Source organism: Micromonospora sp. NPDC051543 (genome assembly GCF_044454415.1).
In the GTDB taxonomy this organism is placed as follows: domain Bacteria; phylum Actinomycetota; class Actinomycetes; order Mycobacteriales; family Micromonosporaceae; genus Micromonospora.
In genome coordinates this window covers 419,364-443,206 of sequence record NZ_JBITDT010000001.1, presented here as the reverse complement: position 1 = coordinate 443,206, position 23,843 = coordinate 419,364, and the positions used below count along the sequence as shown (strand labels likewise).

Annotated in this window: 19 protein-coding genes; 12 read left to right on the top strand and 7 right to left on the bottom strand. The window is 72.5% G+C overall.

The genetic code is table 11. The annotated features are described in order from the left end of the window. Nucleotide 1: 1 nt before the first annotated feature. The 3 genes from ACIA3K_RS02110 to ACIA3K_RS02100 all read left to right on the top strand — a co-directional run bounded on the left by ACIA3K_RS02110 (nucleotide 2) and on the right by ACIA3K_RS02100 (nucleotide 5,282). Complete coding sequence (locus tag ACIA3K_RS02110; protein ID WP_396798532.1) at nucleotides 2–745, top strand: IclR family transcriptional regulator; 744 nt, start codon at nucleotides 2–4, stop codon at nucleotides 743–745. Then, entirely contained in the window at nucleotides 742–1,350 is a 609-nt protein-coding gene (locus ACIA3K_RS02105) for a bifunctional 4-hydroxy-2-oxoglutarate aldolase/2-dehydro-3-deoxy-phosphogluconate aldolase (RefSeq protein ID WP_396798530.1), read from the top strand. The genes ACIA3K_RS02110 and ACIA3K_RS02105 overlap by 4 nt, the downstream gene beginning before the upstream one ends. 215 nt (nucleotides 1,351–1,565) lie before the next feature. Further along, nucleotides 1,566–5,282 (top strand): S8 family serine peptidase, encoded by a 3,717-nt coding sequence (locus ACIA3K_RS02100; protein ID WP_396798527.1) that lies wholly within the window; start codon nucleotides 1,566–1,568, stop codon nucleotides 5,280–5,282. Between the two features lie 64 nt (nucleotides 5,283–5,346). Here ACIA3K_RS02100 and ACIA3K_RS02095 read toward each other — a convergent pair whose 3' ends face one another. The 5 genes from ACIA3K_RS02095 to ACIA3K_RS02075 are packed head-to-tail and all read right to left on the bottom strand — an operon-like array spanning nucleotide 5,347 to nucleotide 10,806. Beyond that, nucleotides 5,347–5,916, bottom strand: a complete 570-nt coding sequence (locus ACIA3K_RS02095; protein ID WP_396798525.1) for a GNAT family N-acetyltransferase — start codon at nucleotides 5,914–5,916, stop codon at nucleotides 5,347–5,349. Continuing rightward, a complete protein-coding gene (locus tag ACIA3K_RS02090; RefSeq protein ID WP_396798524.1) occupies nucleotides 5,906–7,960 on the bottom strand; it encodes a penicillin acylase family protein in 2,055 nt (684 codons plus the stop codon). Before ACIA3K_RS02090 ends, ACIA3K_RS02095 begins: the two co-directional genes overlap by 11 nt. Continuing rightward, complete coding sequence (locus tag ACIA3K_RS02085; RefSeq protein ID WP_396798522.1) at nucleotides 7,957–8,760, bottom strand: ABC transporter ATP-binding protein; 804 nt, start codon at nucleotides 8,758–8,760, stop codon at nucleotides 7,957–7,959. The genes ACIA3K_RS02090 and ACIA3K_RS02085 overlap by 4 nt, the downstream gene beginning before the upstream one ends. Nucleotides 8,761–8,783: 23 nt before the next feature. Continuing rightward, nucleotides 8,784–9,812 (bottom strand): FecCD family ABC transporter permease, encoded by a 1,029-nt coding sequence (locus tag ACIA3K_RS02080; RefSeq protein ID WP_396798521.1) that lies wholly within the window; start codon nucleotides 9,810–9,812, stop codon nucleotides 8,784–8,786. Between the two features lie 43 nt (nucleotides 9,813–9,855). Next, nucleotides 9,856–10,806, bottom strand: coding sequence for a FecCD family ABC transporter permease (locus tag ACIA3K_RS02075; protein ID WP_396798807.1), 951 nt, complete (start codon nucleotides 10,804–10,806; stop codon nucleotides 9,856–9,858). Nucleotides 10,807–11,034: 228 nt separating this feature from the next. Between ACIA3K_RS02075 and ACIA3K_RS02070 the strand changes: the two genes are divergently transcribed. The 6 genes from ACIA3K_RS02070 (at nucleotide 11,035) to ACIA3K_RS02045 (ending at nucleotide 18,333) form a co-directional block, all read left to right on the top strand. Beyond that, entirely contained in the window at nucleotides 11,035–12,069 is a 1,035-nt protein-coding gene (locus ACIA3K_RS02070; RefSeq protein ID WP_396798520.1) for an ABC transporter substrate-binding protein, read from the top strand. A gap of 4 nt (nucleotides 12,070–12,073) precedes the next feature. Further along, nucleotides 12,074–12,931 (top strand): siderophore-interacting protein, encoded by an 858-nt coding sequence (locus tag ACIA3K_RS02065; protein ID WP_396798519.1) that lies wholly within the window; start codon nucleotides 12,074–12,076, stop codon nucleotides 12,929–12,931. Nucleotides 12,932–13,026: 95 nt separating this feature from the next. After that, nucleotides 13,027–14,598: a pyridoxal phosphate-dependent decarboxylase family protein gene (locus tag ACIA3K_RS02060; protein WP_396798518.1), complete on the top strand. Its 1,572-nt coding sequence runs from the start codon at nucleotides 13,027–13,029 to the stop codon at nucleotides 14,596–14,598. Between the two features lie 26 nt (nucleotides 14,599–14,624). Further along, a complete protein-coding gene (locus ACIA3K_RS02055; protein ID WP_396798517.1) occupies nucleotides 14,625–15,902 on the top strand; it encodes a lysine N(6)-hydroxylase/L-ornithine N(5)-oxygenase family protein in 1,278 nt (425 codons plus the stop codon). Beyond that, entirely contained in the window at nucleotides 15,899–16,492 is a 594-nt protein-coding gene (locus ACIA3K_RS02050) for a GNAT family N-acetyltransferase (RefSeq protein WP_396798516.1), read from the top strand. The genes ACIA3K_RS02055 and ACIA3K_RS02050 overlap by 4 nt, the downstream gene beginning before the upstream one ends. Before the next feature lie 101 nt (nucleotides 16,493–16,593). Next, nucleotides 16,594–18,333 (top strand): IucA/IucC family protein, encoded by a 1,740-nt coding sequence (locus tag ACIA3K_RS02045; RefSeq protein ID WP_396798805.1) that lies wholly within the window; start codon nucleotides 16,594–16,596, stop codon nucleotides 18,331–18,333. Nucleotides 18,334–18,383: 50 nt separating this feature from the next. On the opposite strand, the gene ACIA3K_RS02040 is transcribed toward ACIA3K_RS02045, so the two are convergent. Further along, complete coding sequence (locus tag ACIA3K_RS02040) at nucleotides 18,384–19,433, bottom strand: S66 peptidase family protein (RefSeq protein WP_396798515.1); 1,050 nt, start codon at nucleotides 19,431–19,433, stop codon at nucleotides 18,384–18,386. 321 nt (nucleotides 19,434–19,754) lie between these two features. Here ACIA3K_RS02040 and ACIA3K_RS02035 point away from each other — a divergent pair, with 321 nt between their 5' ends. The 3 genes from ACIA3K_RS02035 (at nucleotide 19,755) to ACIA3K_RS02025 (ending at nucleotide 23,290) form a co-directional block, all read left to right on the top strand. Continuing rightward, nucleotides 19,755–22,088, top strand: a complete 2,334-nt coding sequence (locus ACIA3K_RS02035) for a beta-L-arabinofuranosidase domain-containing protein (protein WP_396798513.1) — start codon at nucleotides 19,755–19,757, stop codon at nucleotides 22,086–22,088. A 141-nt stretch (nucleotides 22,089–22,229) separates the two neighbouring features. After that, entirely contained in the window at nucleotides 22,230–22,964 is a 735-nt protein-coding gene (locus tag ACIA3K_RS02030) for a hypothetical protein (RefSeq protein ID WP_396798512.1), read from the top strand. After that, on the top strand, nucleotides 22,961–23,290 hold the full coding sequence (locus ACIA3K_RS02025; protein WP_396798510.1) for a winged helix-turn-helix domain-containing protein: 330 nt from the start codon (nucleotides 22,961–22,963) through the stop codon (nucleotides 23,288–23,290). Before ACIA3K_RS02030 ends, ACIA3K_RS02025 begins: the two co-directional genes overlap by 4 nt. A gap of 3 nt (nucleotides 23,291–23,293) precedes the next feature. Here ACIA3K_RS02025 and ACIA3K_RS02020 read toward each other — a convergent pair whose 3' ends face one another. Beyond that, entirely contained in the window at nucleotides 23,294–23,758 is a 465-nt protein-coding gene (locus tag ACIA3K_RS02020; RefSeq protein WP_396798509.1) for a MarR family winged helix-turn-helix transcriptional regulator, read from the bottom strand. Nucleotides 23,759–23,843 lie beyond the last annotated feature (85 nt).

Below are 23,843 nucleotides of genomic sequence, written 5' to 3'. Positions count from 1 at the left end.
GGTGTCCGAGGGCGTCGACCGGGCGATGCGGGTGCTCGAACTCCTGGCCCGCGAGCCGGCGCAGCTCGGCGGCGTGGCCACCCACCTGGGCGTGCACAAGTCCACCGCGCTGCGGCTGCTGCAGACGCTCGAGGCGGGTGGCTTCGCGCGCCGCGCCGACGGCGGCTGGACGGTGGGTCTGCGGCTGATCGACCTCGCCCAGCAGGCCCTGGACTCCCTGGACGTCCGCGCGGTGGCCCGCCCCCACCTGGCGGCGCTGGGCCGCGACTGTGGGCACACCATCCACCTCGCGCAGGTGGTCGACGACGACCTCGTCTACGTCGACAAGATCGAGGCCCGGGGCCAGGTCCGCATGTACTCCCGGATCGGCCGCACCGCGCCGCTGCACGCCAGCGGGGTGGGCAAGGTGGTGCTGGCGTACGGTCCGGAGTCCCGGGTGTCCCAGCTGGTCGACGGCGGCACACTGCCGGCGTACACCCCGGCCACCATCTGCGACCCGGCGGCGCTGCGCGCGGAGCTGGCGGCCGTCGCCGCGCGGGGTTGGGCCGCCGACGACGGCGAGTTCGAGCCGCTGATCAACTGTGTGGCCGCGCCGGTCCGGCAGGTCGACGGCGCGGTCACGGCCGCGGTGTCGGTGACCGCGCCGACGGTGGTGGCCACCCTCGTCGACCTGCGCGCCCTACTACCCCGACTGCTGGCCACCACCCAGCAGATCTCCCGCGACCTCGGATGGAGTGGACCATGACCACAGCGGACTTCGCGCACCTCTTCGGCGGCGCCCGGGTGATGGCGATCCTGCGCGGCCTGCCGGTCGCCGAGACGGTCCGGCTCGCCGAACGCGCCTGGGACCTCGGCATCGAGGTGGTGGAGGTGCCGGTCGCCACCGCCGACGCGGTGCCCGCCCTGCGCGCCGCCGTCGAGGCGGGCGCCGCACGGGGCCGGATCGTCGGCGCCGGCACGGTGCTCGACGACGAGACGGTCGCGGCGGCCGCCGACGCGGGCGCCGCGTTCACCGTCGCGCCCGGCCTGGACCTCGCGGTGGCCGACGCCGCCGCGGCGCGCGGTCTGCCGCACCTTCCCGGCGTTGCCACCCCCACCGAGGCGCAGGCGGCGCTGCGGCACGGCCTCACCTGGCTCAAGGCGTTCCCCGCGATCTCTCTCGGCCCGGCCTGGTTCAAGGCCATCGCCGGCCCCTTCCCGCAGCTCCGCTTCGTCGCGACGGGCGGCCTGGACGCCACGAACGCCGCCGCGTTCCTGGACGCCGGCGTCCGCGTGGTAGCCGTCGGCTCCGCCCTAACCGATCCCGAACAGCTGGACCACCTAGCCAAACTGACAACCCCCCACCCCTGACCCCCACCCCCTTCCCCTCGCCGATCTTGCACTTTCTGCGCCGACGAAAGTCGTGAATCGGGACGCATCGGCGACAGTAAGTGCAAGATCGGCGAGGGGAAGGGGGTGGCGGGTTTGTGCCATGGCATGAACGCGCCGGGGGTCGGCGGGGTGGGACAGCGGGGCGTTGCCTTGATGCTGTGCTGCGTACCGCTCCTCGACACAAAGAGGTCATCGTGGCTCTGTCTCCCAGGCGTCGCCGATCCGGGCTGATCGCCCTCGGTACCGCCCTCGCTCTGACCGCCGGGTTCACCCCACCCGGCACGGGGGCGTCCGCCGCCCCGCCCGGCAACCCCACCCGCCCGACCGGCCAACCGCCCGCGGCCCCGGGTCGGGCGTCCACCGTCACCCTGCTCACCGGGGACCTCGTCACGGTCACCACGGCGGCCGACGGCAGCACCGTCACGGCCGTTCGCCGGCCCGACGGCAGCACGCCGACCTTCCACCGCACCGTGCTCGACGGCGACACCTACGTCTACCCGGACGCCGCGCTGCCGTACGTCACGAGCGGCCTGGTCGACAAGAGGCTGTTCAACGTCACCGACCTGATCGCCGACGGGTACGACGACGCGCACACGAACGCGCTGCCGCTGATCGTCACCCTGACCGACGCCGCGGCCCGGGCGCGTACCCGCCCCACTGTGGACGGCTCCGAGCTGGTGCGGCCTCTGGACAGCGTGCGGGGCGCGGCACTGAACCGCCCGCGTGAGAGCGCCGAGAAGTTCTGGGGCGCGCTGACCGCCGGCACGGCCCGCCGGACCGGCGGAACCCCGACGCTCGCGAGCGGTATCGCCAAGGTCTGGCTGGACGGCCGGGTCCGGGGAGACCTCGCCGAGTCGACCGCGCAGATCGGCGCGCCGAAGGTGTGGGCCGAGGGCAACACCGCCGCCGGTGTGGACGTTGCCGTCCTCGACACGGGGGCGGACGCCGAGCACCCGGACCTCGCCGGCCAGATCGCCGCGTCCAGCAGCTTCGTGCCGGACGAGCCCGACATCCTCGACTACCAGGGGCACGGCACGCACACCGCCTCGACGATCGCCGGCACCGGCGCCGCGTCCGGGGGTGTCGAGCGGGGTGTCGCCCCCGGCGCGCGGCTGCACGTCGGCAAGGTGCTCAACAGCGAGGGCGGCGGGCAGGACTCGTGGATCATCGCCGGCATGGAGTGGGCGGCCCGGGAGCAGAAGGCCCGGATCATCAGCATGAGCCTGGGTGGTGAGTCCACCGACGGCAGCGACCCGCTGAGCCAGGCCGTCGACCGGCTCAGCGCCGAGACCGGCGCGCTCTTCGTGGTCGCCGCCGGCAACAGCGGCCCAGCGACCATCGGCAGCCCCGGCGCGGCGAACTCCGCGCTCACCGTGGGCGCCGTCGACTCGACCGACCACCTCGCCGACTTCTCCAGCCAGGGGCCGCGCGCGGGCGACGGTGGCCTCAAGCCCGAGATCACCGCGCCCGGCGTGGACATCCTGGCCGCGCGCTCGCACCTGGTGCGCGGCGGCTCCGGGGACTACACGCTGATGAGCGGCACCTCGATGGCGACTCCGCACGTGGCCGGCACGGCCGCGCTGGTCGCCGCCGCGCACCCCGACTGGACCGGGCAGCGCATCAAGGAGGCGCTGGTCAGCACGGTCAAGGCCACCCCGGACTACACCCCGTACCAGGCCGGCGCCGGGCGGGTGGACGCGGTCGCCGCCGTGCACGCCACCGTCTTCGCCACCCCGAGCGCCTACTCCGGCTTCCAGGGATGGCCCCAGCAGCCGGGTACGACGGTCGACCGGACGGTCACCTACACCAACGTCGGCAGCGCGCCGGTCACCCTGAAGCTCGCCCTCGACGCGCCGAGCGCCCCGGCCGGCCTCTTCGCGCTCTCCGCCGACACGGTGACCGTGCCCGCGAACGGCACGGCCACCGTCACCCTCACCGCCGCGTACGACAAGCTTCCGGTCGAGAAGCAGGTCAGCGGCATGATCGTCGCCACCGACGCCGCCGGTACGGTCCGTGGTCGCACCCTGATCGGGGCGAGCCGGGAGGGGCAGCGGCAGAACCTGACGCTGGTCGCGAAGGACCGGGACGGCAAGCCGCTCGCCGGCAAGGTCCTGCTCACCACCGACGGCCTGTTCACCGCCGTCGACCTGCCCGAGAGCGGCACCGCCACGCTGCGGCTGCCGGTGGCGAGCTGGTCCGGTTGGATCACCGCCGACGTGCGCGGTGCGCACGGGCCGCGCTCCAAGGGCATGGCCATGCTCAGCTTCGTCGACGTCGACCTGAGCGCCGACCGCACCGTCATCCTGGACGCGCGCAAGGCCCGGCAGGTGCGGGCGGAGGTGCCGCAGGAGGCCACCGCCACCTCGCTGCGGATGGACATCCACCGCTCCACCGGCAACAGTCTCACCGAGAGTCAGGTGCTGCCCGACGACTCGTACGACAGCATGTGGGCGTTGCCGACGGGCCGTGCGGTCACCGACGGCGAGTTCGAGTTCGGCGCGCGGTGGCGGCTGGAGCAGCCGGCGCTGACCGTGGCGGCTGGCGGCCGGTCGTACGACGATCTGCGGGTGAAGCGCTCGAACCCGGCGTTGCCGGAGGGTCGTCGCCAGCTCGACGCGGTCTACGTCGCCGACGCGTCCGCGAAGGAGCTGGCGAAGCGGCCGGTCCGGGACCGGGCGGTGGTGGTCCGGCGCAGCGACACCGTGGACGTCGCCACCCAGGCGCAGGCCGCCGCGGCGGCCGGGGCGAAGCTGCTGCTGGTGGTCAACGACGGCGTCGGCCGGCTTCAGCCGTGGGACGAGGCGATGTGGGGCCCGGAGAGCCCTGCCCCTCCGCTGACCGTGGCGAGCCTCAGCGCCGACGAGGGTGACCAGCTCGTCGCGGCGTTGGAGCGCGGCCCGGTGCGGCTGACCGTCGAGTCGCACCCGGAGACGAGCTACCTGTACGACGTGGCGCACCACTGGACGGGCGCGGTTCCGGTCGACCCGACCTACCGGTTCACGAAGCGGCAACTGGCCCGGGTGGACGTGGAGTTCCGCAACTACCGGCAGGGCCGGGCGCTCGAGTTCCGCACCGACATCTGGAAGGGCTTCGCGTCCGGCAACCAGGAGATCGCACCGGCGCAGGGCCGGCGCACCGACTGGGTGAGCGCCGACCAGCGCTGGCTCGACGACGCGTTCATCCCCGGGGAGACCGGGCAGCACCCGATGGCGGTGACCACCTACGCGGCGAACAAGCCGAGCGCGGTCACCTGGTTCGGGCCCATCCAACGCCCCCGCATGGGTGGGAGCTACGTTCCCGTGCGCTACCTGGACACCGTCTACCTGCCCGCGCCCGGGTGGGGCGACGGCGGTGGGCACATCGGTGAGGCGTACGCCAACTTCGACATGGTCAACCGGACCACCCTCTACCAGGGGGACAAGGAGCTGAACTGGGGTAACGCCGAGTACCTCCAGGTGGGCGGCCTGTCCGCGCAGCGGCTGCCGTACCGCCTGGTGGTGGAGAACGACCGGGCGGCCTGGACCAACCCGTACTCCCGGCAGACCCGCACCGAGTGGGGCTTCAGCTCGGCGGCCACCGGCGCGGAGTCGGCCGAGGCGCTGCCGATGATCCAGCTCGACTACGAGGTGGCCATCGACCGCGACGGTACGGCGTCCCGGCGGGCGCCGCTCACCGTGGTGGCCTCCCAGCTGCCCGGTGTCTCGGTCACGGTGGGTTCGGTCACCGTCGAGGTGTCCTACGACGACGGCGGGACGTGGCAGAAGTCGCGGCTCAGCCGGCACGGTGACGGCTGGCGTACGACGCTGGACGCGCCGGCGAAGGCCCGTTTCGTGAGCCTGCGGACGACCGCGCGCGACGCGGCCGGCAACACCGTGAGCCAGCGCATCACCCGGGCGTTCGGCCTGCGGTAGTGCCGGACCGGCCGCCGGTCGGGGTGCGCCCGCATCCCGGCCGGCGGCCGTCGCCGTCGTGGGCTCAGCCGGTCGCGAGGTCGGTGCCTTCCGGCCGGTCGAGGAAGTACAGCCGCGCGCTCTTCTCCGGCAGCTCGATCTCCGGGCCGGGACGAAAGCCGCTGCGCAGCAGTCGCCGGTGCATCCGGTCGTTGCGTACGTCCGGCTCCATGACGACCCGCAGCCGGCCCGGGTCGGCGAGGACGAACGCCAGGATCGCGCCGAACAGCGCGCCCGTGAAGCCCCGCTCGACGGTCGCCGCGGGGCCGATCAGCAGGTGGACGCCGACGTCGCCGGGACGTACCTCGTAGCAGTCGCCGACCGGGTCGGCCCCGGGCTCGTACGTCTGCGCCAGCGCCGCCGGCACGCCGTCGCGGTGCACCAGGTACGCGTGGTGGGTGTCCAGCGAATCCAGGTACGCGTAGATCTCGCGCACCCGCTCGCGGCTGGCGTCGCGCATCCCCCAGAACCGGGCCCGGTCGGCGGCGACCCAACCGTGCAGCAGGTCGGCGTCGTCGTCGGGGCGTACCGGCCGGATGGTGACCACACCGAATCCCGGGACGTCGCGTCGGTAGTGCTGTCGGTCAGTGCTCATCCGGCTCCTCGGTGAGGCGGTCCCAGTCGGTCGTCACCGGCAGCAGCTCACCGGCCAGCCACGCGGACCGCTGGTCGTGGTGGTGCTCGTCGCCCGGCACCCCGTCGGCGCCCGACGGGACCACCCACCGGCTGTCCTCCCGCCGGGCCAGGTCCCAGACGTACCGCGCGGCCGGCCCCCGGAAGCATCCGTGGGTGATCCCGGGCACGCTCGACGTGGCCAGCACGCAGTCGTGGTCGCCGTCGAGGCGGGGGCCGGGCGCGGCGTCCGGGTCGGGCAGCGCCCGCCAGGTCGTCAGCCGGTGCAGGTCGCCCCAGCGCACGGTGCCGTCCGTCGCGGCCGCGACCTCCTCGGCCGCCGCGCGCACCACCGCCGCGACGTCGAGGCCGGGCAGCGGGGCCGCGCCCAGCAGGTGCTCCAGCGCGTAACCGACCCGCGCCCGCAGCGCCAACCAGGGCGCGAACACCTCGGGGTACGCGGGCGGCTCGGCCAGCGCGGCCAGGGCCGGGTGGTCGGCGATCCGGCGTACGACGGCGGCGCGCAGAAGGGCGAACTCGGCGGCGTCCACGCTGTCGGCGTCCATCCGCCGGTCCCAGCGCAGCAGCCGGTCGCGCAGCGCGGCGGCGGCCGGACCGAGCCCGGTCACCGCGTCGAGCACCCCCAGCAGCGCCCCGGCGGAACCGAGGTACGTGTCGGTGTGGATCGCCGTCATGTCCGCGGCGGTGAAGTCACGGCCGGCGTCGAGCAGAGCGGCGATCCGGTGCGCGCGGTGCGGTGGGGCGAACTCGACGCCGAGCGGCGCGGACAGCCCGCGTTCGTTGGCCATCACCGCCCGGTCGGCCACCTCGGCCCGAGGCACCGGCGCGTACCAGCCCTGCCAGGCGTACGCGGCCTCCCATGCCGGGACCGGCCGGCGGCCGTTGTCCGGGTGCCGCACGGGCACCACCCCCGCGACCCGGTGCAGCAGACCACCGGCGGTGTCGGCCGCCTGCACCACGTTGACGGGCTCCACCCAGTGCCGCAGAGCAGAGTCCACGTCGGACACACTACGGGCCCGCAGCAGCTCCGGTATCGCCGCGAAGCCCAGCTCGCCGGTGACCCGGGGCGGATAGCGCAGGCTCAGGGCCGTCTCGTCGTCCGGCCCGCCGGCGATCACCGGGCCCCGGTCGGTCTCCACCACCTCCACCTCGACCGGGTCCGCGCCGGCCACCTCGATCGTCTCGACGTGGACGGACGCCTCCCGCCAGCCGTCCGGGCCGAGCGCCCGTACACCCGTGTCGTGCCGGCGCAGCCGCTCGACGTAGACGTCCTGGTAGTCGGCCATCGCGTTGGTGATCGCCCACGCCACCGGGCCGGCGTGCCCGAAGTGTGCGATGCCCGGCACGCCGGGCACGGCCAGGCCGACCACGTCGTACTCCGGGCAGGCCAGCCGGATCTGCTGGTAGACGCCCGGGTCCTCCAGGATCCGGTGCGGGTCGCCGGCCAGCAGCGCCGCGCCGCTGGCCGTGCGGGAACCGGCGAGCAACCACCCGTTGCTGCCCGCGATCGCCGGCCCGTCGGTGGCGAACGCCTCGACCGCCGCCGGGCCGAGACAGCGCGCGACGTGCTCGCGCCAGAGCTTGCCGGGGAACCCCGCGAACAGGATGTGATGCCCCAGCCACACCGCGAGCGGCGTCCACGGCTCCCACCGGCCCGGTGCGAGGCCGACGGCGGCGAACTCCGGCGCGCGGGCCGCCCCGGCGGCGAGGCCGGCGTTCACCCCGGCCACGTACGCGCCCACCCACTCGGCGGTCGCCGCGTCCAGGTTGGCGTGAGCGCGGCGGGCGGTGTCGTCCAGCCGCACCTGCCGGGCGAAGCGGTCCCAGCCGAGCGCGTCGACGCCGAGGAAGGCGGCGCTGGTGCCCTGCGACCGGTGCCGCTCGACCTCGATCTGCCACGCCCGGTCGTACGCGGTCACCCGACCCTGCGCCGTGGCCAGGGCGAGCGGGTCGTCGGCGCGGACGTGCGGCACGCCCCACGGGTCGCGGAACAGTCGCGCCGTCATGCCGTTTCGGTCGCGCGTCGGCGGGCGGCCGGTACGACCAGCGGGGTGCCGGTCTCCGGGTCGTCGATCACCCGGCAGGGCAGCCCGAACACCTCGGCCACCAGGTCGGCGGTCACCACCTCGCGCGGGTCGCCGGCGGCCACCACCCGACCGTCGCGCATGGCGATGAGATGGGTGGCGTACCGGGCGGCGTGGTTGAGGTCGTGCAGCACCGCGACGAGCGTACGGCCCTGCTCCTCGTGCAGCCGGGCGCACAGGTCCAGGATGTCGATCTGGTGGGCGATGTCGAGGTAGGTCGTCGGCTCGTCGAGCAGGAGCAGCGGCGTCTGCTGCGCCAGCGCCATCGCGATCCACACGCGCTGCCGTTGGCCGCCGGACAGCTCGTCCACCGGCCGGTCGGCGAGGTCGGCGACCCCGGTCGCGGCCATCGACTCGTCGACGATCCGCTCGTCCTCGCGCGACCACTGGCGCAGCAGCCCCTGGTGCGGGTAGCGACCCCGGGCGACCAGCTCGGCGACGCCGATCCCGTCCGGCGCGATCGACGTCTGGGGCAGCAGGCCGAGGGTCCGGGCCACCTTGCGGGCGGGCTGGTCGTGGATGTCCCGGCCGTCCAGCAGCACCGCGCCCGCGCTCGGGCGCAGCATCCGCGACAGCGCGCGCAGCAGCGTCGACTTGCCGCACGCGTTCGGTCCGATGATCACCGTGAAGGACCCGTCGGGCACCGCCACGGTGAGGTTCTCGGAGATGGTGCGCCGGTCGTAGGCGAGGGTCAGCGCTCTGCCGCCAAGGCGGGAGGTCATGGGTGCTCCTTGTTCACAGTTGGTCACAGCCGGCCCGCCCGGCGTTCGACGGCCAGCAGCCAGACCAGGTAGCCGCCGCCGAGCACGCCGGTCACCACGCCGACCGGAAGCTGATGCCCGGCGAACGCGCGCTGGGCCACCAGGTCGGCGCCGACCAGCAGGGCCGCGCCGACCGCCATCGAGGGCAGCAGGTTCGGCCCGGGCGCGCGGGTCAGCCGCTTCGCGACGTGCGGCGCGACGAGCGCCACGAACGACACGGGACCGGCCGCCGCCGCCGCGAACGACACGAGCAGCACCGCCGCGGCGAGCAGCACCAGGCGCGTCCGGCGTACCGGCACGCCGAGCGCGCTGGCCGTGTCGTCGCCCAGCTCCATCATCCGCAGCGCCGGCGCGCAACCGACGAGCACCAGCGGCGTGAGCACGGCGGTGACGGCCAACAGCGGCCCGGCGTTGGCCCAACCCCGTCCGTCCAGGCTGCCGGTGAGCCACAGCACCGCGCGGGCGGCGTCCATCAGCGGGGCGCGGGTCAGCAGGTAGCCGTTGACGCCGGTGAGGATCGCGGCGACGCCGATGCCGACCAGGACGAGGCGGTAGCCGTGCACGCCCCGCCGCCACGCGAGCGCGTAGATCAGCAGGCCGGTGGCGAGCCCACCGACGACCGCCGCGCCGGCCAGGGCCAGGCTCCCGCCGCCCACGACGACCACCACCAGCGCGCCGGTCGACGCGCCCTGGGTGAAGCCCAGGATGTCCGGGCTGCCCAGCGGGTTACGGACCAGCGACTGGAACAGCGTGCCGCCCAACGCCAGCGCGGCGCCGACCAGCAGGGCCGTGACCAGTCGGGGCAGGCGCAGCTCGGTCACGATGAACTGCTCCGCCACGCTGCCGCCGCCGGTCAGGACGCGCAGCACGTCGGTCGGGCCCATCGGGTAGTCGCCGCTGCCCATCGCGACCAGCGAGAGCCCGGCGGCGAGCAGCGTCGCGCCGAGACCGACGGCCAGGGCCCGGGGGCGGAACCGCACCGACAACCCACCGGGGGTACGGATGACCGTCATGTCGCCGCCCCGCTTCGCGGCGCGCCACCGCGGGTACGCGCGCTCACGGGTGGGCCACCCGTGAGCGGCTGACCAGCCAGAGGAACAGCGGGCCGCCCAGCACGGCGGTGACCATGCCGACCTGGAGTTCGCCCGGGCGTCCGAGCACCCGGCCCAGCACGTCGGCGCCGAGCAGCAGGACCGGCGCGAGCACCGCGCAGTACGGCAGCAGCCAGCGCAGGTCGGGCCCGGTGAGCACGCGTACCAGGTGCGGCACGAGCAGGCCGACGAAGACGATGGGACCGCAGGCCGCCGTCGCCGCGCCGCAGAGCAGGGTCACCGCGACGATCACGGCGGCCCGGATCACCGCCGGTCGGGCGCCCAGCGCCCGGGCCGCGTCGTCACCGAGCGCGAGGGCGTTCAGCGGACGGGCCGCGCCGAGGGCGACCAGCAGGCCGACCAGGATGAACGGCGTCACCCGGGCCACCGTCGCTGCGTCCGCGCTGGCCAGCGAACCGACCGTCCAGAACCGCAGCCGGTCCAGCGAGGCGGTGTCCAGCAGCATGACCGCGCTCACGAACGAGTAGAGGGTGGCGTTGAGCGCCGCACCGGCCAACGCGAGCCGGGCCGGGGTGGCGCCGCGCCCACCGCCGACGGCATAGACCAGCGCGGTGACCAGGGCCGCGCCGAGCAGCGCGAACCAGACGTACCCGCCGATGGCCGTGACGCCCAGGAAGGCGGCGGCGGTGGCCACGGCGGCGGACGCGCCGGCGTTGATGCCGAGCAGCCCGGGGTCGGCGAGGGGATTGCGGGTGAGCGCCTGCATCACGGCGCCGGCCACGCCGAGCGCCGTGCCGGCGAGCAGCCCGAGCAGGGTGCGGGGCAGGCGCATCCGGTGCACCACGGCGTACTCGGTGGCGTCGCGGTGCAGCAGCCCGGACCAGACGTCGGCGAGCGGCAGCGACTTCGCGCCGACCGCGATGCTGAGCACCAGGATCACGCCGAGCAGCGCCACGGCGGCGAGCAGGCCGGCGGCGCGGGTCGCCCGGCGTCGCTTCGGTGCGGGTGCCGTCGACACGTCCGACACGGATGGTGTCGGGCTGGTGACGGTGGGTGTGGCGTCCAGTGTGGGCTCCGGGGTGTGGCGAAACGGCGAACCGCTGTTGACAACGAGCGAGGTTAGGCTAACCTAACCCCGCTGTCCCGGTCGACCCCGGCCTTCCTTTGATCGAAAGACGACACCATGCCCGATGCACTGTCCGCCCGTCGCTTCTCCCGTCGTGGCCTGCTGGCCGCTGGCGGCGCTGCCACACTGGCCGCGCTGCTCGCCGGCTGCGGCAAGGACGACAACGCCAAACCTTCGGGCAGCGACAACGCCGCCGGCCCCTGGTCGTTCACCGACGACCGCAACAGGAAGGTCGAGGCGGCGGCCCGTCCGGCGCGCGTGGTGGCCTTCACCGGCGTGGCGGCGGCCCTGGTCGATTTCGGTCTCGATAAGCAGCTCGTGGGTGTGTTCGGCGAGACCAAGCGCGCCGACGGCACGAAGGACCCGCAGGCCGGTGACCTGAACGTGGAGTCCGTCGAGATCCTCGGCAACGTGTGGGGCGAGTTCAGCCTGGAGAAGTACGCGGCCCTGCGCCCCGAGCTGCTGGTCACGCACATGTACGACCCGGACGCCCTCTGGTACGTGCCGGACGAGAGCAAGGACAAGATCCTCCCGCTCGCGCCCAGCGTGGCGATCACCACCGCGCGGGTGCCGATGACCAAGCCCATCGAGCGGTACGCCGCGTTGGCAGAGTCGCTCGGGGCCGACCTGTCGGCCAAGAAGGTCACCGACGCGAAGGCCCGCTTCGACGCCGCCGCCGACGCCGTCCGCCAGGCGGTCAAGGCCAACCCGGGCATCCGGGTGATGGCCTGCTCGGGCAGCCCCGACCTGTTCTACGTGTCGAACCCCAAGGTCAGCACCGACCTCATGTACTTCGCCGAGCTGGGCGTCGAGATCGTGGTGCCGACCAAGCTCGAAGCCGGCGACTACTTCGAGGCGCTGAGCTGGGAGAACGCCGGCAAGTTCCCCGCCGACCTGATCCTGCTGGACAACCGCAGCACCGCGTTGCAGCCCAAGGACCTCGCCGCCAAGCCGACCTGGGCGCAGCTGCCCGCCGTGCGGGCCAACCAGGTGACGCCGTGGGACGCGGTGCCCCGCTTCTCGTACGCCGGCTCCGCGCCGCTGCTGGAGAACCTCGCCACCGCCATCCGGAACGCGAAGAAGGTCGGCTGACGCCATGAGTACGAGCACCGTCGAACCCGTCACCCTGCAGTACCGCTTCTTCGCCGCGCACGTGGTGCGGGCCCGTCGGGTCGGCGCCTCGCTGATCCGGGTCACCTTCGACGGCGCGGAACTGGCCGACTTCGCCGGCGGCGGCCGGGACCAGAGCGTCTCGCTGTTCCTGCCGCACCCGGGTCAGGACGCCCCGGTCGTCCCGGTCGAGCGCGGCGAGGACTGGTTCGGCGCCTGGCGGGCCCTCCCGCCGGACGTCCGCGCGGTCATGCGCTCGTACACCATCCGGGAGCACCGTCCGGCGGTCGGCGAGGTGGACATCGACTTCGTCGGCCACGGCGGCACCGGTCCCGCCTCGCGGTGGGCCAGCCTGGCGGTGTCCGGTGACCGGGTGCTGCTGCTCGGTCCGGCGGTCCACGACAACCGCAGCGTCTGCTTCCGGCCACCGGACGACACCGACCTCGTGGTGCTGGCCGCCGACGAGACCGCGCTGCCGGCCACCGCCGGGATCCTGGCCTGGCTGCCCGCCGGCACCCGGGTCCGCGCCTGGATCGAGGTCCCGGACGCGGCGGACATCACCGAGCTGCCCACCGCCGCCGACGCCGAGATCCGCTGGATCGTGCGCGGCAGCACCGCGCCCGGGAGCGACCTGCTGGTCAGCGCGCTGCGCGCCGCTCGACTTCCGGCCGTCACGCCGTACGCCTGGATCGCCGGCGAGTCCGGCGTGGTGCGGGCGCTGCGCCGGCACCTGGTCGGCGAGCGCGGCTTCGACCGTCGACGGGTGACCTTCGCCGGCTACTGGCGGTGCGGGCTCTCCGAGGAGGACCTGCGCGCCGAGGCGCTGGCCGGCGCCACCGCCTGACCGGCGACACCACCCAACGCAGCACGGCCCCCGGTGCGCGCACGCGCCGGGGGAGGGTTCCGGCTGCCCATCGTCAGAACGTGGAAGGACATCCCGTGACCGTGCCGACGTACCCCGGCGAGACCGACCCGCCCGTGCCGAGCAGCGCGCTGGCCGCCCCACCACCGACCCGGGCGTCGGCCGCGGCGCGTGCCCACCTGCTGCACGACGGATCGGTCGAGCAGTACCGGCGCGTGATCGCCGACGGCGTCGACCGGGTCGCCCGGCGGGTCGCCACGGTGGACCGGCCCACCACCGGAATCGCTCCGGGCGAGCTGGCGCCCCTCGTCGACAGCGTCGACCTGGACCGGCCCCTGGGCGACGCCGGCGCGGCGTTGGACGAGCTGGAGGGCGTCTACCTGCGGGACGCGGTCTGGTTCCACCACCCCCGCTACCTGGCCCACCTGAACTGTCCCGTGGTCATTCCGGCGCTGCTCGGCGAGGCGGTGCTCAGCGCGGTCAACTCCTCCCTGGACACCTGGGACCAGAGTGCCGGCGCGACGCTCATCGAGCGACGGTTGATCGACTGGACCGCCGCCCGGATCGGTCTCGGCCCGGACGCCGACGGAGTGTTCACCAGCGGCGGCAGCCAGTCCAACCTCCAGGCGCTGCTGCTGGCCCGGGAGGAGGCGTGCCTCGCCGCGACCACCCCGGCGGCACGCCTGGACCTGCTGCCCCGCCTGCGGGTGCTCACCTCCGTCGCCGGGCACTTCAGCGTCCAGAAGTCCGCCAAGCTCCTCGGCCTCGCTCCGGACGCGGTGATCGCGGTGCCCACCGACGCGCGGCGACGCATCCGGCCCGCCGCCGTCCGCGAGGAGATCGCCCGGTGCCGGGCGGCCGGACTGGTCCCGATGGCCGTCGTCGGGACCGCCGGCACCACCGACTTCGGCTCCATCGACCCGCTCGCGGACCTGGCCGAGGTCTGCGCGGAGACCGGTGTCTGGCTGCACGTCGACGCCGCGTACGGCTGCGGTCTGCTCGTCTCGCCGACGCGCCGGCACCTGCTCGACGGCGTCGAACGCGCCGACTCGGTGACCGTCGACTACCACAAGTCGTTCTTCCAGCCGGTCAGCTCCAGCGCGCTGCTGGTCCGGGACCGGCGGACGCTGGGGCACGCCACCTACCACGCCGACTACCTCAACCCGGCACGGATGGTGGAGCAGCGGATTCCCAACCAGGTCGACAAGAGCCTGCAGACCACCCGCCGCTTCGACGCGCTGAAGCTGTGGCTGACCCTGCGGGTGATGGGCCCGGACGCGCTCGGCGAACTCTTCGACGAGGTGGTCGACGCCGCGGCCGACGCCTGGCAACTCGTCAGCGAGGACCCCCGCTTCGAGGTGGTGACCCGCTCGCAGTTGAGCACCGTGGTCTTCCGCTATCTGCCCACCGGTCCGGGCCGTGAGCTGGCCGACGCCGCGAACCTGTTCGCCCGGGAGGCGCTGGCCGCCTCCGGCCTCGCCGTGGTCGCCGCCACCCGGGTGGACGGCCGGCACTTCCTCAAGTTCACGCTGCTGAACCCGGCCACGACCGTCGCCGACGTCGGCCACGTCCTCGAACTGATCGCCGGCCACGCCGGGCGGTACGTGCGCGACACCGTCGCCGCCGACTTGACCTGCCCCGTCGGCTGACCCCGAACCCCCGCCTGGAGAAGAAGATGTCCACCCACGACTTCGTCGCTATCGGGCTCGGCCCGTACAACCTGGGCCTGGCCTGTCTCACCGCGCCGATCGACGAGCTGGACGGGGTGTTCCTGGAGGCTCGACCCAGCCTCGCCTGGCACCCCGGCATGCTGCTGGAGTCGGCCCGGTTGCAGACCCCGTTCATCGCCGACCTGGTCAGCCTCGCCGATCCGACCTCCCCGTACTCGTTCCTCAACTACCTCAAGGAGATCGGCCGCCTCTACCCGTTCTACATCCGGGAGAGCTTCTACCCGCTGCGCAGCGAGTACGACGCGTACTGCCGGTGGGCGGCGGCGAAGCTGCCGAACCTGCGCTTCGGCCAGACGGTGACCACCGTGGAGTACGACAGCGCCGACGGGCGGTACGTGGTGCGGGCCACCACCGGCGGGTCCGAGAGCGTCGAGTACCGGGCGCGACACCTGGTGCTCGGCACCGGCACGCCGCCGCACCTGCCGGCCGCCGTCGCCGGGCTCGCCGGGGACGCCGTGCACAACTCGCGCTACCTGGAGCACCGGGACGCGCTGCGGACCAGGCGCAGCATCACCGTGGTGGGCAGCGGGCAGAGCGCCGCCGAGATCTACCACGACCTGCTCGGCGACATCGGTCGGTACGGGTACCAGCTCAACTGGGTCACCCGCTCGCCCCGGTTCTTCCCCCTCGAATACACCAAGCTGACGTTGGAGATGACCTCACCGGACTACGTGGACTACTTCCACGCGCTGCCCGAGGAGACCCGCTACCGGCTGGAATCCGAGCAGAAGGGCCTGTTCAAGGGGATCAACGCCGACCTGATCAACGACATCTTCGACCTGCTCTACGCGCACAGCGTCGACGGTCCGGTGAACACCCGGCTGATCACCAACACGGAGCTGGTCGACGCCACCCACCACGACGGGGAGTACACGCTCGGGCTGCGGCAGGTGGAGCAGGAGCGGGACTTCACCCTGCGGACCGAGGGTCTGGTCCTGGCCACCGGCTACCACTACCGGGTGCCGACGTTCCTCGAACCGGTGCGTGAGCGCATCCGCTGGGACGCGCACGGCCGCTTCGACGTGGCCCGCAACTACAGCATCGACCACGACGGGCGGGGCATCTTCCTGCAGAACGCGGGCACCCACACGCACAGCATCACCTCACCCGACCTGGGCATGGGCGCGTACCGCAACTCCTGGATCATCCGCGAGCTGCTCGGCCGCGAGCACTACCCGATCGAGAAGAGCATCACCTTCCAGGAGTTCGGGGTGGTGTCGTGAGCGTGGTCTTCACCCGCGCCGACGACCGGCTCGGGGACTTCGCCCTGCGTACCCTCGATCCCGAGGGCGACGCCGGGGTGCTGCACGGCTGGGTGACCCACCCGAAGTCGGCGTTCTGGTTGATGCAGGACACCGACGAGGCCCAGGTCGTCGAGGAGTACCGGCGCATCGCCGCGCACCCGCACCACGACGCGTACCTGGGCCTGTGGCGGGGGAGTCCGGCGTTCCTGGCCGAGCGCTACGACCCGGCCCACGTGGAGCTGGTCGGCCTCTACGACCACCAACCCGGCGACGTGGGCATGCACTTCCTGTGCGCGCCCGCCGGTACGCCGGTGCACGGCTTCACCCGCGCGGTGATCCGTACCGTCATGGCCTGGCTCTTCGCCGACCCGGCGACCGTGCGCGTGGTGGTCGAGCCGGACGTGCGCAACACGGCCGTGCACGCGCTGAACGCCGCCGTCGGGTTCGAGGTCGTCGGCCCGATCACCAAGCCGGAGAAGGAGGCGCTGCTCAGCGCCTGCACCCGCGCCCAGTTCCAGGCCGCCACCGAGCCGGCCGCCGCCACCGCAGCAGAAGGAGCCCCGGCGTGACCACCACCGCCGTCCCCACCTCGCCGACCGTCGCCGGCCCGGCCGTCCCGGGCGACCCGGTCGCGCACCTCACCCCGCAGCGCTGGGCGCGGGCCAACCGGATGCTGGTCCGCAAGGCGCTCGCCGAGTTCACCCACGAGCGGCTGCTCACCCCGGCGCCCGTGCCGGGCCCCGACGACCGGCAGTGGTACGAGGTCCGCAGCGACGACGAATCCGTCACCTACCGGTTCGCCGCCCGGGTGCTCGCCCTGGCGCACTGGCAGATCGACGCGGACAGCATCACCCGGCACCGCGACGGCACCGCGCTGCCACCCGACGCGGTGGACCTGATCGTCGAGCTGCGCGGCACTCTCGGGCTCTCCGCTCGGGTGCTGCCCGTCTACCTGGAAGAGATCACCTCCACCCTGGCCGGTACGGCGTACAAGCTGGCCCAGGGTGCGCCGGGCGCCGCCGAGCTGGCCGGCGCGGACTTCCAGACCATCGAGACGTCCATGACCGAGGGCCACCCCTGCTTCGTGGCCAACAACGGCCGCCTCGGCTTCGGGGTCGACGAGTACCACCGCTACGCCCCGGAAACCGCCACGCCGGTACGCCTGGAGTGGCTGGCCGCGCACCGGGACCACTCGACGTTCAGCAGCGCCACCGACCTCGACTACGACACGCTCGTCGAGGGCGAGTTGGACGCGGACACGCGGGCCGGGTTCGCGGCCACGATGGCCGACCTCGGGCTCGATCTCGCCGACTACCACCTCATCCCGGCGCACCCCTGGCAGTGGTGGAACAAGCTGGCGGTGACGTTCGCGGGTGAGTTGGCCGAACGGCGGCTCGTGCACCTCGGCCCCGGCCCCGACTCGTACCTGGCGCAGCAGTCCATCCGTACCTTCTTCAACGTCAGCGAGCCCGGCCGGCACTACGTCAAGACCGCGCTGTCGGTGCTGAACATGGGCTTCATGCGCGGGCTGTCGGCCGCGTACATGGCCGCCACGCCGGCCATCAACGACTGGCTGGCCGATCTGATCGCCAACGACGAGGTGTTGGCCGGCACGGGCCTGACGGTCATCCGGGAACGGGCCGCGGTCGGCTACCGACACCGGCAGTACGAGGCGGCCACCGAGCGGACCTCCCCGTACCGCAAGATGCTCGCCGCCCTGTGGCGGGAGAGCCCGGTGCCGGGTCTGGCCCCGGGGGAGCGACTGTCCACGATGGCCGCGCTGCTGCACGTCGACGACGATGGCGGCTCGCTGGCGGCGGCGCTGATCGACCGGTCCGGCCTCGCGCCCGAGGTGTGGCTGCGCCGCTACCTGGACGCCTACCTGACCCCGCTGCTGCACAGCTTCTACGCCCACGACCTGGCCTTCATGCCGCACGGCGAGAACGTGATCCTGGTCCTCGACGAGCACGACACCGTCCAGCGGGTGATCTTCAAGGACATCGCCGAGGAGATCGCGGTGTTGAGCGCCGACGTCGAGCTGCCGGCCGAGGTGGAGCGCGTCCGGGTCGAGGTGCCCGACGACACCAAGCTGCTGACCATCTTCACCGACGTGGTTGACTGCTTCCTGCGCCATCTCAACGCCGTCCTCGTCGAGGCCGGGGTGCTCACCGAGGACGCGTTCTGGGGCACGGTCGCGGACTGTGCCGCCGACTACTTCGCGCGGGTGCCCCACCTGGCCGAGCGCGTACGCCACTACGACCTGTTCGCTCCCGAGTTCGCGCTGTCCTGCCTCAACCGCCTTCAGCTGCGCGACAACCAGCAGATGATCGACCTGGCCGATCCGTCGGCCGCCCTGCAGTTCGTCGGCACCCTCACCAATCCGCTGGCCGCCCACGCCCCGGCCGGCTGACGCCCCACTCCGCGTCCCGGCCGCCGGCCGGGACGCGGAGCAACCGCCGGCTACCGGTAGTCGGCGAAGATCCGCCGTTGCACACCGTCGACGGTGACCGGGCCGCCGTGCGGGAGGATCCACTGCGGTCTGGTGTGACCGAACGGCACGCCGACGCAGACCACCGCCTCCGGGTTGTAGCGGCGCACCACGTCGACGACCGTGTCGCGCTGCTGCTCGCGTAGCCGTGCCCGCTTCCCGGCGTCGGGCCGGCGGTCGAAGTCGGAGACCGGGGGACGGGCGACCAGGACCGCGTCGACGGCGGCCAGGAGACCGCGCTCACCCAGCGAGCGGACGATCCAACCGACCTCGCGCGCGGGCAACAGCTCCTCCGACGTCTCAATGATCAGCACGCCGCCCCGCAGCACCTCCGGTCCGAACGGGAAGCGCCCGGCCGTGAGGAGCCACTGGAGGACCTCCAGGCAGCCACCCCAGGTGGGGCCGGTGACCGTACGGCGTGGACCGTGCCAGCTCCACGGCTCGGTCGGCTCGCGCTCCCCGAACGACTGCAACGCCCGCGGATCGTCCCAGGGAATCCCGACATCCTCGGACTCGCCGGGATCGGTGATCTCCAACCGCTCGCCGGTGAGCAGCGCGGCGCGCAGCGAGCGGGCGTGGATGTCGTCCACGGCGGGACCGGGGCCGAGGTGCACCTGGGACGACCCGCCGTAGAAGCTCGCGATGCCGAGTCCCCAGAGCCACTGGTGCAGGTTGGTGTTGTCGCTGGTGCCCAGGAACGGCTTCGGGTCGGCGCGGGCCAGGTCGGCGTCCAGGTGGGGGACGACGGTGATCTGGTCGTCGCCGCCGACGACGGCCAGGATCGCGCGTACCCGAGGATCGGCGAAGGCGGCGTTGACGTCCGCCGCGCGGGCCCGCGCGCTCGCGCCGACCGTGCGGGTGGTGGGGTACTCGACCGGGACGAGGCCGGTCAGGTCGGCGAGCCGGCGCATGGCCTGCTCGTGGACTTCGGGAAAGGCGCCGGCGGCGGCGAAGGACGGCGACAGGACCGCGATGCGGTCGCCGGGGCGCGCCTTCGGGGGACGTACAAGACCGTGCTCCATCCCGAGATTCCACCAGCGACACCGGTCGGCGCGCACCCCGTTTCGATGCGCTCCGACGGCGACCGCACTGTGCAGAGATCCACCGGTGTTATCGATAACACGAGGTGAAGCCCTCTACCGCACCCGCGTCGCCCCGCCTGATCTGGCAGCTCAGCCGTGGTGCACAGGGAGCCGTAATAGTTAGAACCTTGAATTTGTGCGTAGTCCAGCCGTAACATGCCGAACACGGATGTGAACGCTAACGTTCGGACCCCTGCATCCTGCCGAGCCCGTCCCGCCCGGTTGCCGCCCCATCGCCGGTTGCGCTCATTTGGAGGTCCCATGTCGTCCCTGCCCCTCAGCCGACGCCGCGTTCTGCAGGCCGCCGGCGCCACCGCCGTGGTCTCCGCGACCGGCGCCGCGACGCTGGGCGCCGGCCCCGCCGCCGCCGCGGTGGTCCCGCCAGCGCGCGCGGACATCGGCGTCGCGGCCTACGCCTTCGACCCCGGTCAGGTACGACTGACCAGCGGCCGTTGGCTGGACAACCAGAACCGCACCCTGAACTACCTGCGCTTCGTCGACGTCGACCGGATGCTCTACAACTTCCGCGCCAACCACCGGCTGTCCACCAACGGCGCCGCTACCAACGGTGGGTGGGACGCGCCGAACTTTCCGTTCCGTACGCACATGCAGGGGCACTTCCTGACCGCGTGGTCCCATGCCTACGCGGTGCTGGGCGACACCACCTGCCGGGACAAGGCGAACTACATGGTCGCCGAGATGGCCAAGTGCCAGGCGAACAACGGCGCGGCCGGGTTCGGCGCGGGCTACCTCTCCGGCTTCCCGGAGTCGGACTTCTCCGCGCTCGAGGCGCGGACCCTGTCCAACGGCAACGTGCCGTACTACTGCATCCACAAGACGCTCGCCGGCCTGCTCGACGTCTGGCGCTACACCGGCAACACCCAGGCCCGTACGGTGCTGCTGGCCCTCGCCGGCTGGGTCGACACCCGCACGTCCCGGCTCAGCTCCAGCCAGATGCAGTCGATGCTCGGCACCGAATTCGGCGGCATGAACGACGTGCTGACGGACATCTACCAGATGACCGGTGACAGCCGGTGGCTCACGACCGCCCAGCGGTTCGACCACGCCGCGGTGTTCAACCCCCTGGCCAACAACCAGGACCAGCTCAACGGCCTGCACGCCAACACGCAGGTGCCCAAGTGGATCGGCGCCGCCCGCGAGTTCAAGGCCACCGGGACCACCCGCTACCGGGACATCGCCAGCAACGCGTGGAACATCACGGTGGGCGCGCACTCCTACGTCATCGGCGGCAACAGCCAGGCCGAGCACTTCCGCGCGCCGAACGCCATCGCCGGTTACCTGAGCAACGACACCTGCGAGCAGTGCAACACCTACAACATGCTCAAGCTGACGCGTGAGCTGTGGCTGCTCGACCCGAACCGGACCGACTACTTCGACTTCTACGAGCGCGCGATGATCAACCACCTGATCGGCGCGCAGAACCCGGCCGACAGCCGCGGTCACATCACCTACTTCACCCCGCTCAAGCCCGGGGGTCGACGGGGTGTGGGCCCGGCGTGGGGCGGTGGCACCTGGAGCACCGACTACAACTCGTTCTGGTGCTGCCAGGGCACCGGTCTGGAGATCAACACGAAGTTGATGGACTCCGTCTACTTCTACAGCGGCACGACGCTCACGGTGAACCTCTTCGTGTCGTCCGAGCTGAACTGGTCGCAGCGGGGGATCACGGTCACCCAGAACACCACGTACCCGGTGAGCGACACCAGCACGCTCACGCTCTCCGGCACGATGAGCGGGTCGTGGAGCATCCGGGTGCGCATCCCGGCGTGGACGAGCGGCGCGACCATCAGCGTCAACGGTGTGGCCGAGTCGGTCACCACGACGCCGGGCAGCTACGCCACCGTCACCCGCACCTGGGCCGCCGGCGACACCATCACCGTACGACTGCCCATGCGGGTCGTCATGCGGGCGGCCAACGACAATCCCAGCGTCGCCGCCGTCACGTACGGCCCGAGCGTGCTCTGCGGCAACTACGGCAACACCACGCTCAACTCGCTGCCGTCACTGGTGGTTTCGTCGATCGCGCGGACCAGCACCAGTTCGCTCGCGTTCACCGCCACCGCGAACGGCTCCACCGTCAACCTCGCGCCGTTCCAGGACGCCCACGGCTACAACTACACGGTGTACTGGAACACCAGCACCAGCAGCGGCGGAGGCAGTTACCGGCTGGTCAACGTGGGCAGCGGGATGGTCCTCGGCATCCAGAACATGTCCACCGCGGACGGCGGGCTGGCCCTGCAGTGGGACGACAGCGGCACCGCCGACCACAACTGGGTCATGATCACCGATGGCGACGCCGTCCGGTTCCGCAACGTCAACAGCGGCAAGGTCCTCGGTGTGGAGAACATGTCCACCGCCGACGGCGCCCGCGTCCTGCAGTGGTCGGACAACGGCACCGCCGACCACCGGTGGACCCTGGTCAACAACGGCGACGGCACCTACAAGATCCGCAACGTGAACAGCGGCAAGCTGCTCGGCATCCTGAACAACTCCACCGCCCGGGGCGCGCAGGCGGTGCAGGATTCGGACAACGGCACCAACGACAACCGCTGGCGGCTGGTGGCCAACGCCTAGGCAGTCACCGCACGGGCTCGTCCCGACCGGGGCGTGTGTCGACATCCTGAGCCGAGGATGTCGACACACGCCCCCGGTGCTCTCTGGACGCGGTCCGCGAACTCTCTTGCGCGGATAGGTCTGTAATGCAAAGCTAACTTCATGACACACGAATCCGCTCCGCAGGCGGACGGCCCTCGGGAGCTGTTGGCCTCCGTGCGCGACCTGACCCGACAGGTCCAGGTCGCCCAGCGCGGCACCTGGTTCGCGCTGCTGGTCCTCGCGGTGGTCACCCTGGCCGCGATACCCGTCTACCGGTACGCCCCCTACCTCGACCTGTTCGACACCTGCCGATCCCGCGAGCAGCAGACGGTCTGCATGCAGCCCAATCCGGCGGAGCTCGGGTACTGGACCGTCGCGCTGGTGCTCGCGTACGTGGCGATCGCCGGCTTCTACGTGCGGCAGTCCCGACTCCGTGGCGTGGGCACCCCGATCCGCCCCTACGTCCTGGTCGGCGTCGCGTTGGCCGTGCTGATGGCCGCCGTGTCGATCTGGCTGACGTTCCACCCGCTCCTGCCCGTCCCCGCCGACCCCTTCTCCACCGACCCGGTCGAGATCGAGGTCGGGCCGGCGGCGTGGCTCGTCAACGGACTGGCCAGTCCCGTCGCGGTCATCGCACTGGCGCTGCTGGTGCTCGCGTGGGTCGAACGCAACTGGGCGCTGCTGGCGTACAGCCTCGTCTACCTGGTGATCGTGATGGTGCAGGGCAGCCAGGTCATCCACTCGACCTCGCCGTGGTTCTTCCTGCCGCACCTGCTCGTCTCGGCGGCTCTGCTGCTGCTCGGCAGTGCCGCCTTCGCCCTGTTCCGGCCGCGCATCGAGGTTCCGCGGCGATGACCGACCACCCCACCAGCGGCCTGGACGACGTGGTCCACCAGCGCGTCCGACTGGGCATCCTGGCCATCGCGCACCAGGCCCGCCAGGTCGAGTTCGGCTTCCTGCGCACCACCCTGCAGTTGACCGCGGGCAACCTGGGGCAGCACCTGACCGTCCTGGAGAAGGCCGAGCTGATCCGGATCGAGAAGGGCTACGAGGGCAAGCGCCCACGCACCTGGGTGACTCTCACCGCTGCCGGTCAGGCGGCCCTTCGCGACGAGATCGCCCACCTCAAGCAACTCATCCAGCAGGTCGAACAGGCGGAGCCGGCCCCGGCCGTCGACTGACGCTCAGTCGGCCGTTCCCGCGCGACGGAACGCGCGCGCCAGCTCGGCCAGGTCCAGACCCTCGAAGTGGCGCAGGAACCGCCGGCGTACGGCTGCCAGGTGGCTGGGCCAGGACTCCTCGAGCCGGGCGAAACCGGCGTCGGTGAGCACCGCGTTCCAGCCCCGGGCATCCTCCTCGCACCGTTCCCGCTTGACCAGCCCCTGGCCCTCCAGCCGGATGATCGTCCGGGTCATGCCGCTCAGCGACAGGTGGCAGGCCGCGGCGAGTTCGTGCATCCGCATCCGCCGCTCGGGCGCCTCGGAGAGGTTCATCAGCGCGGTGTACTCGGTCAGCGGCAACTGCCGGTCACCGACCATGTCGGCATCGATCGTGCGTGGCAGCACGTACATCACCTGGCCCAGGGCGCGGACCAGCGCCTCCTCGTCGGGATCGAGGGGTCGCTGCGCCTCCGGGCGGGAATCGGCCATCTCTCCAGCATAGTTGCTTGATTGATCAATTGCTTACGGTGGGTGTGAGGGTGCTCATACGACGGTTAGTTGCTTGACGAAGCAA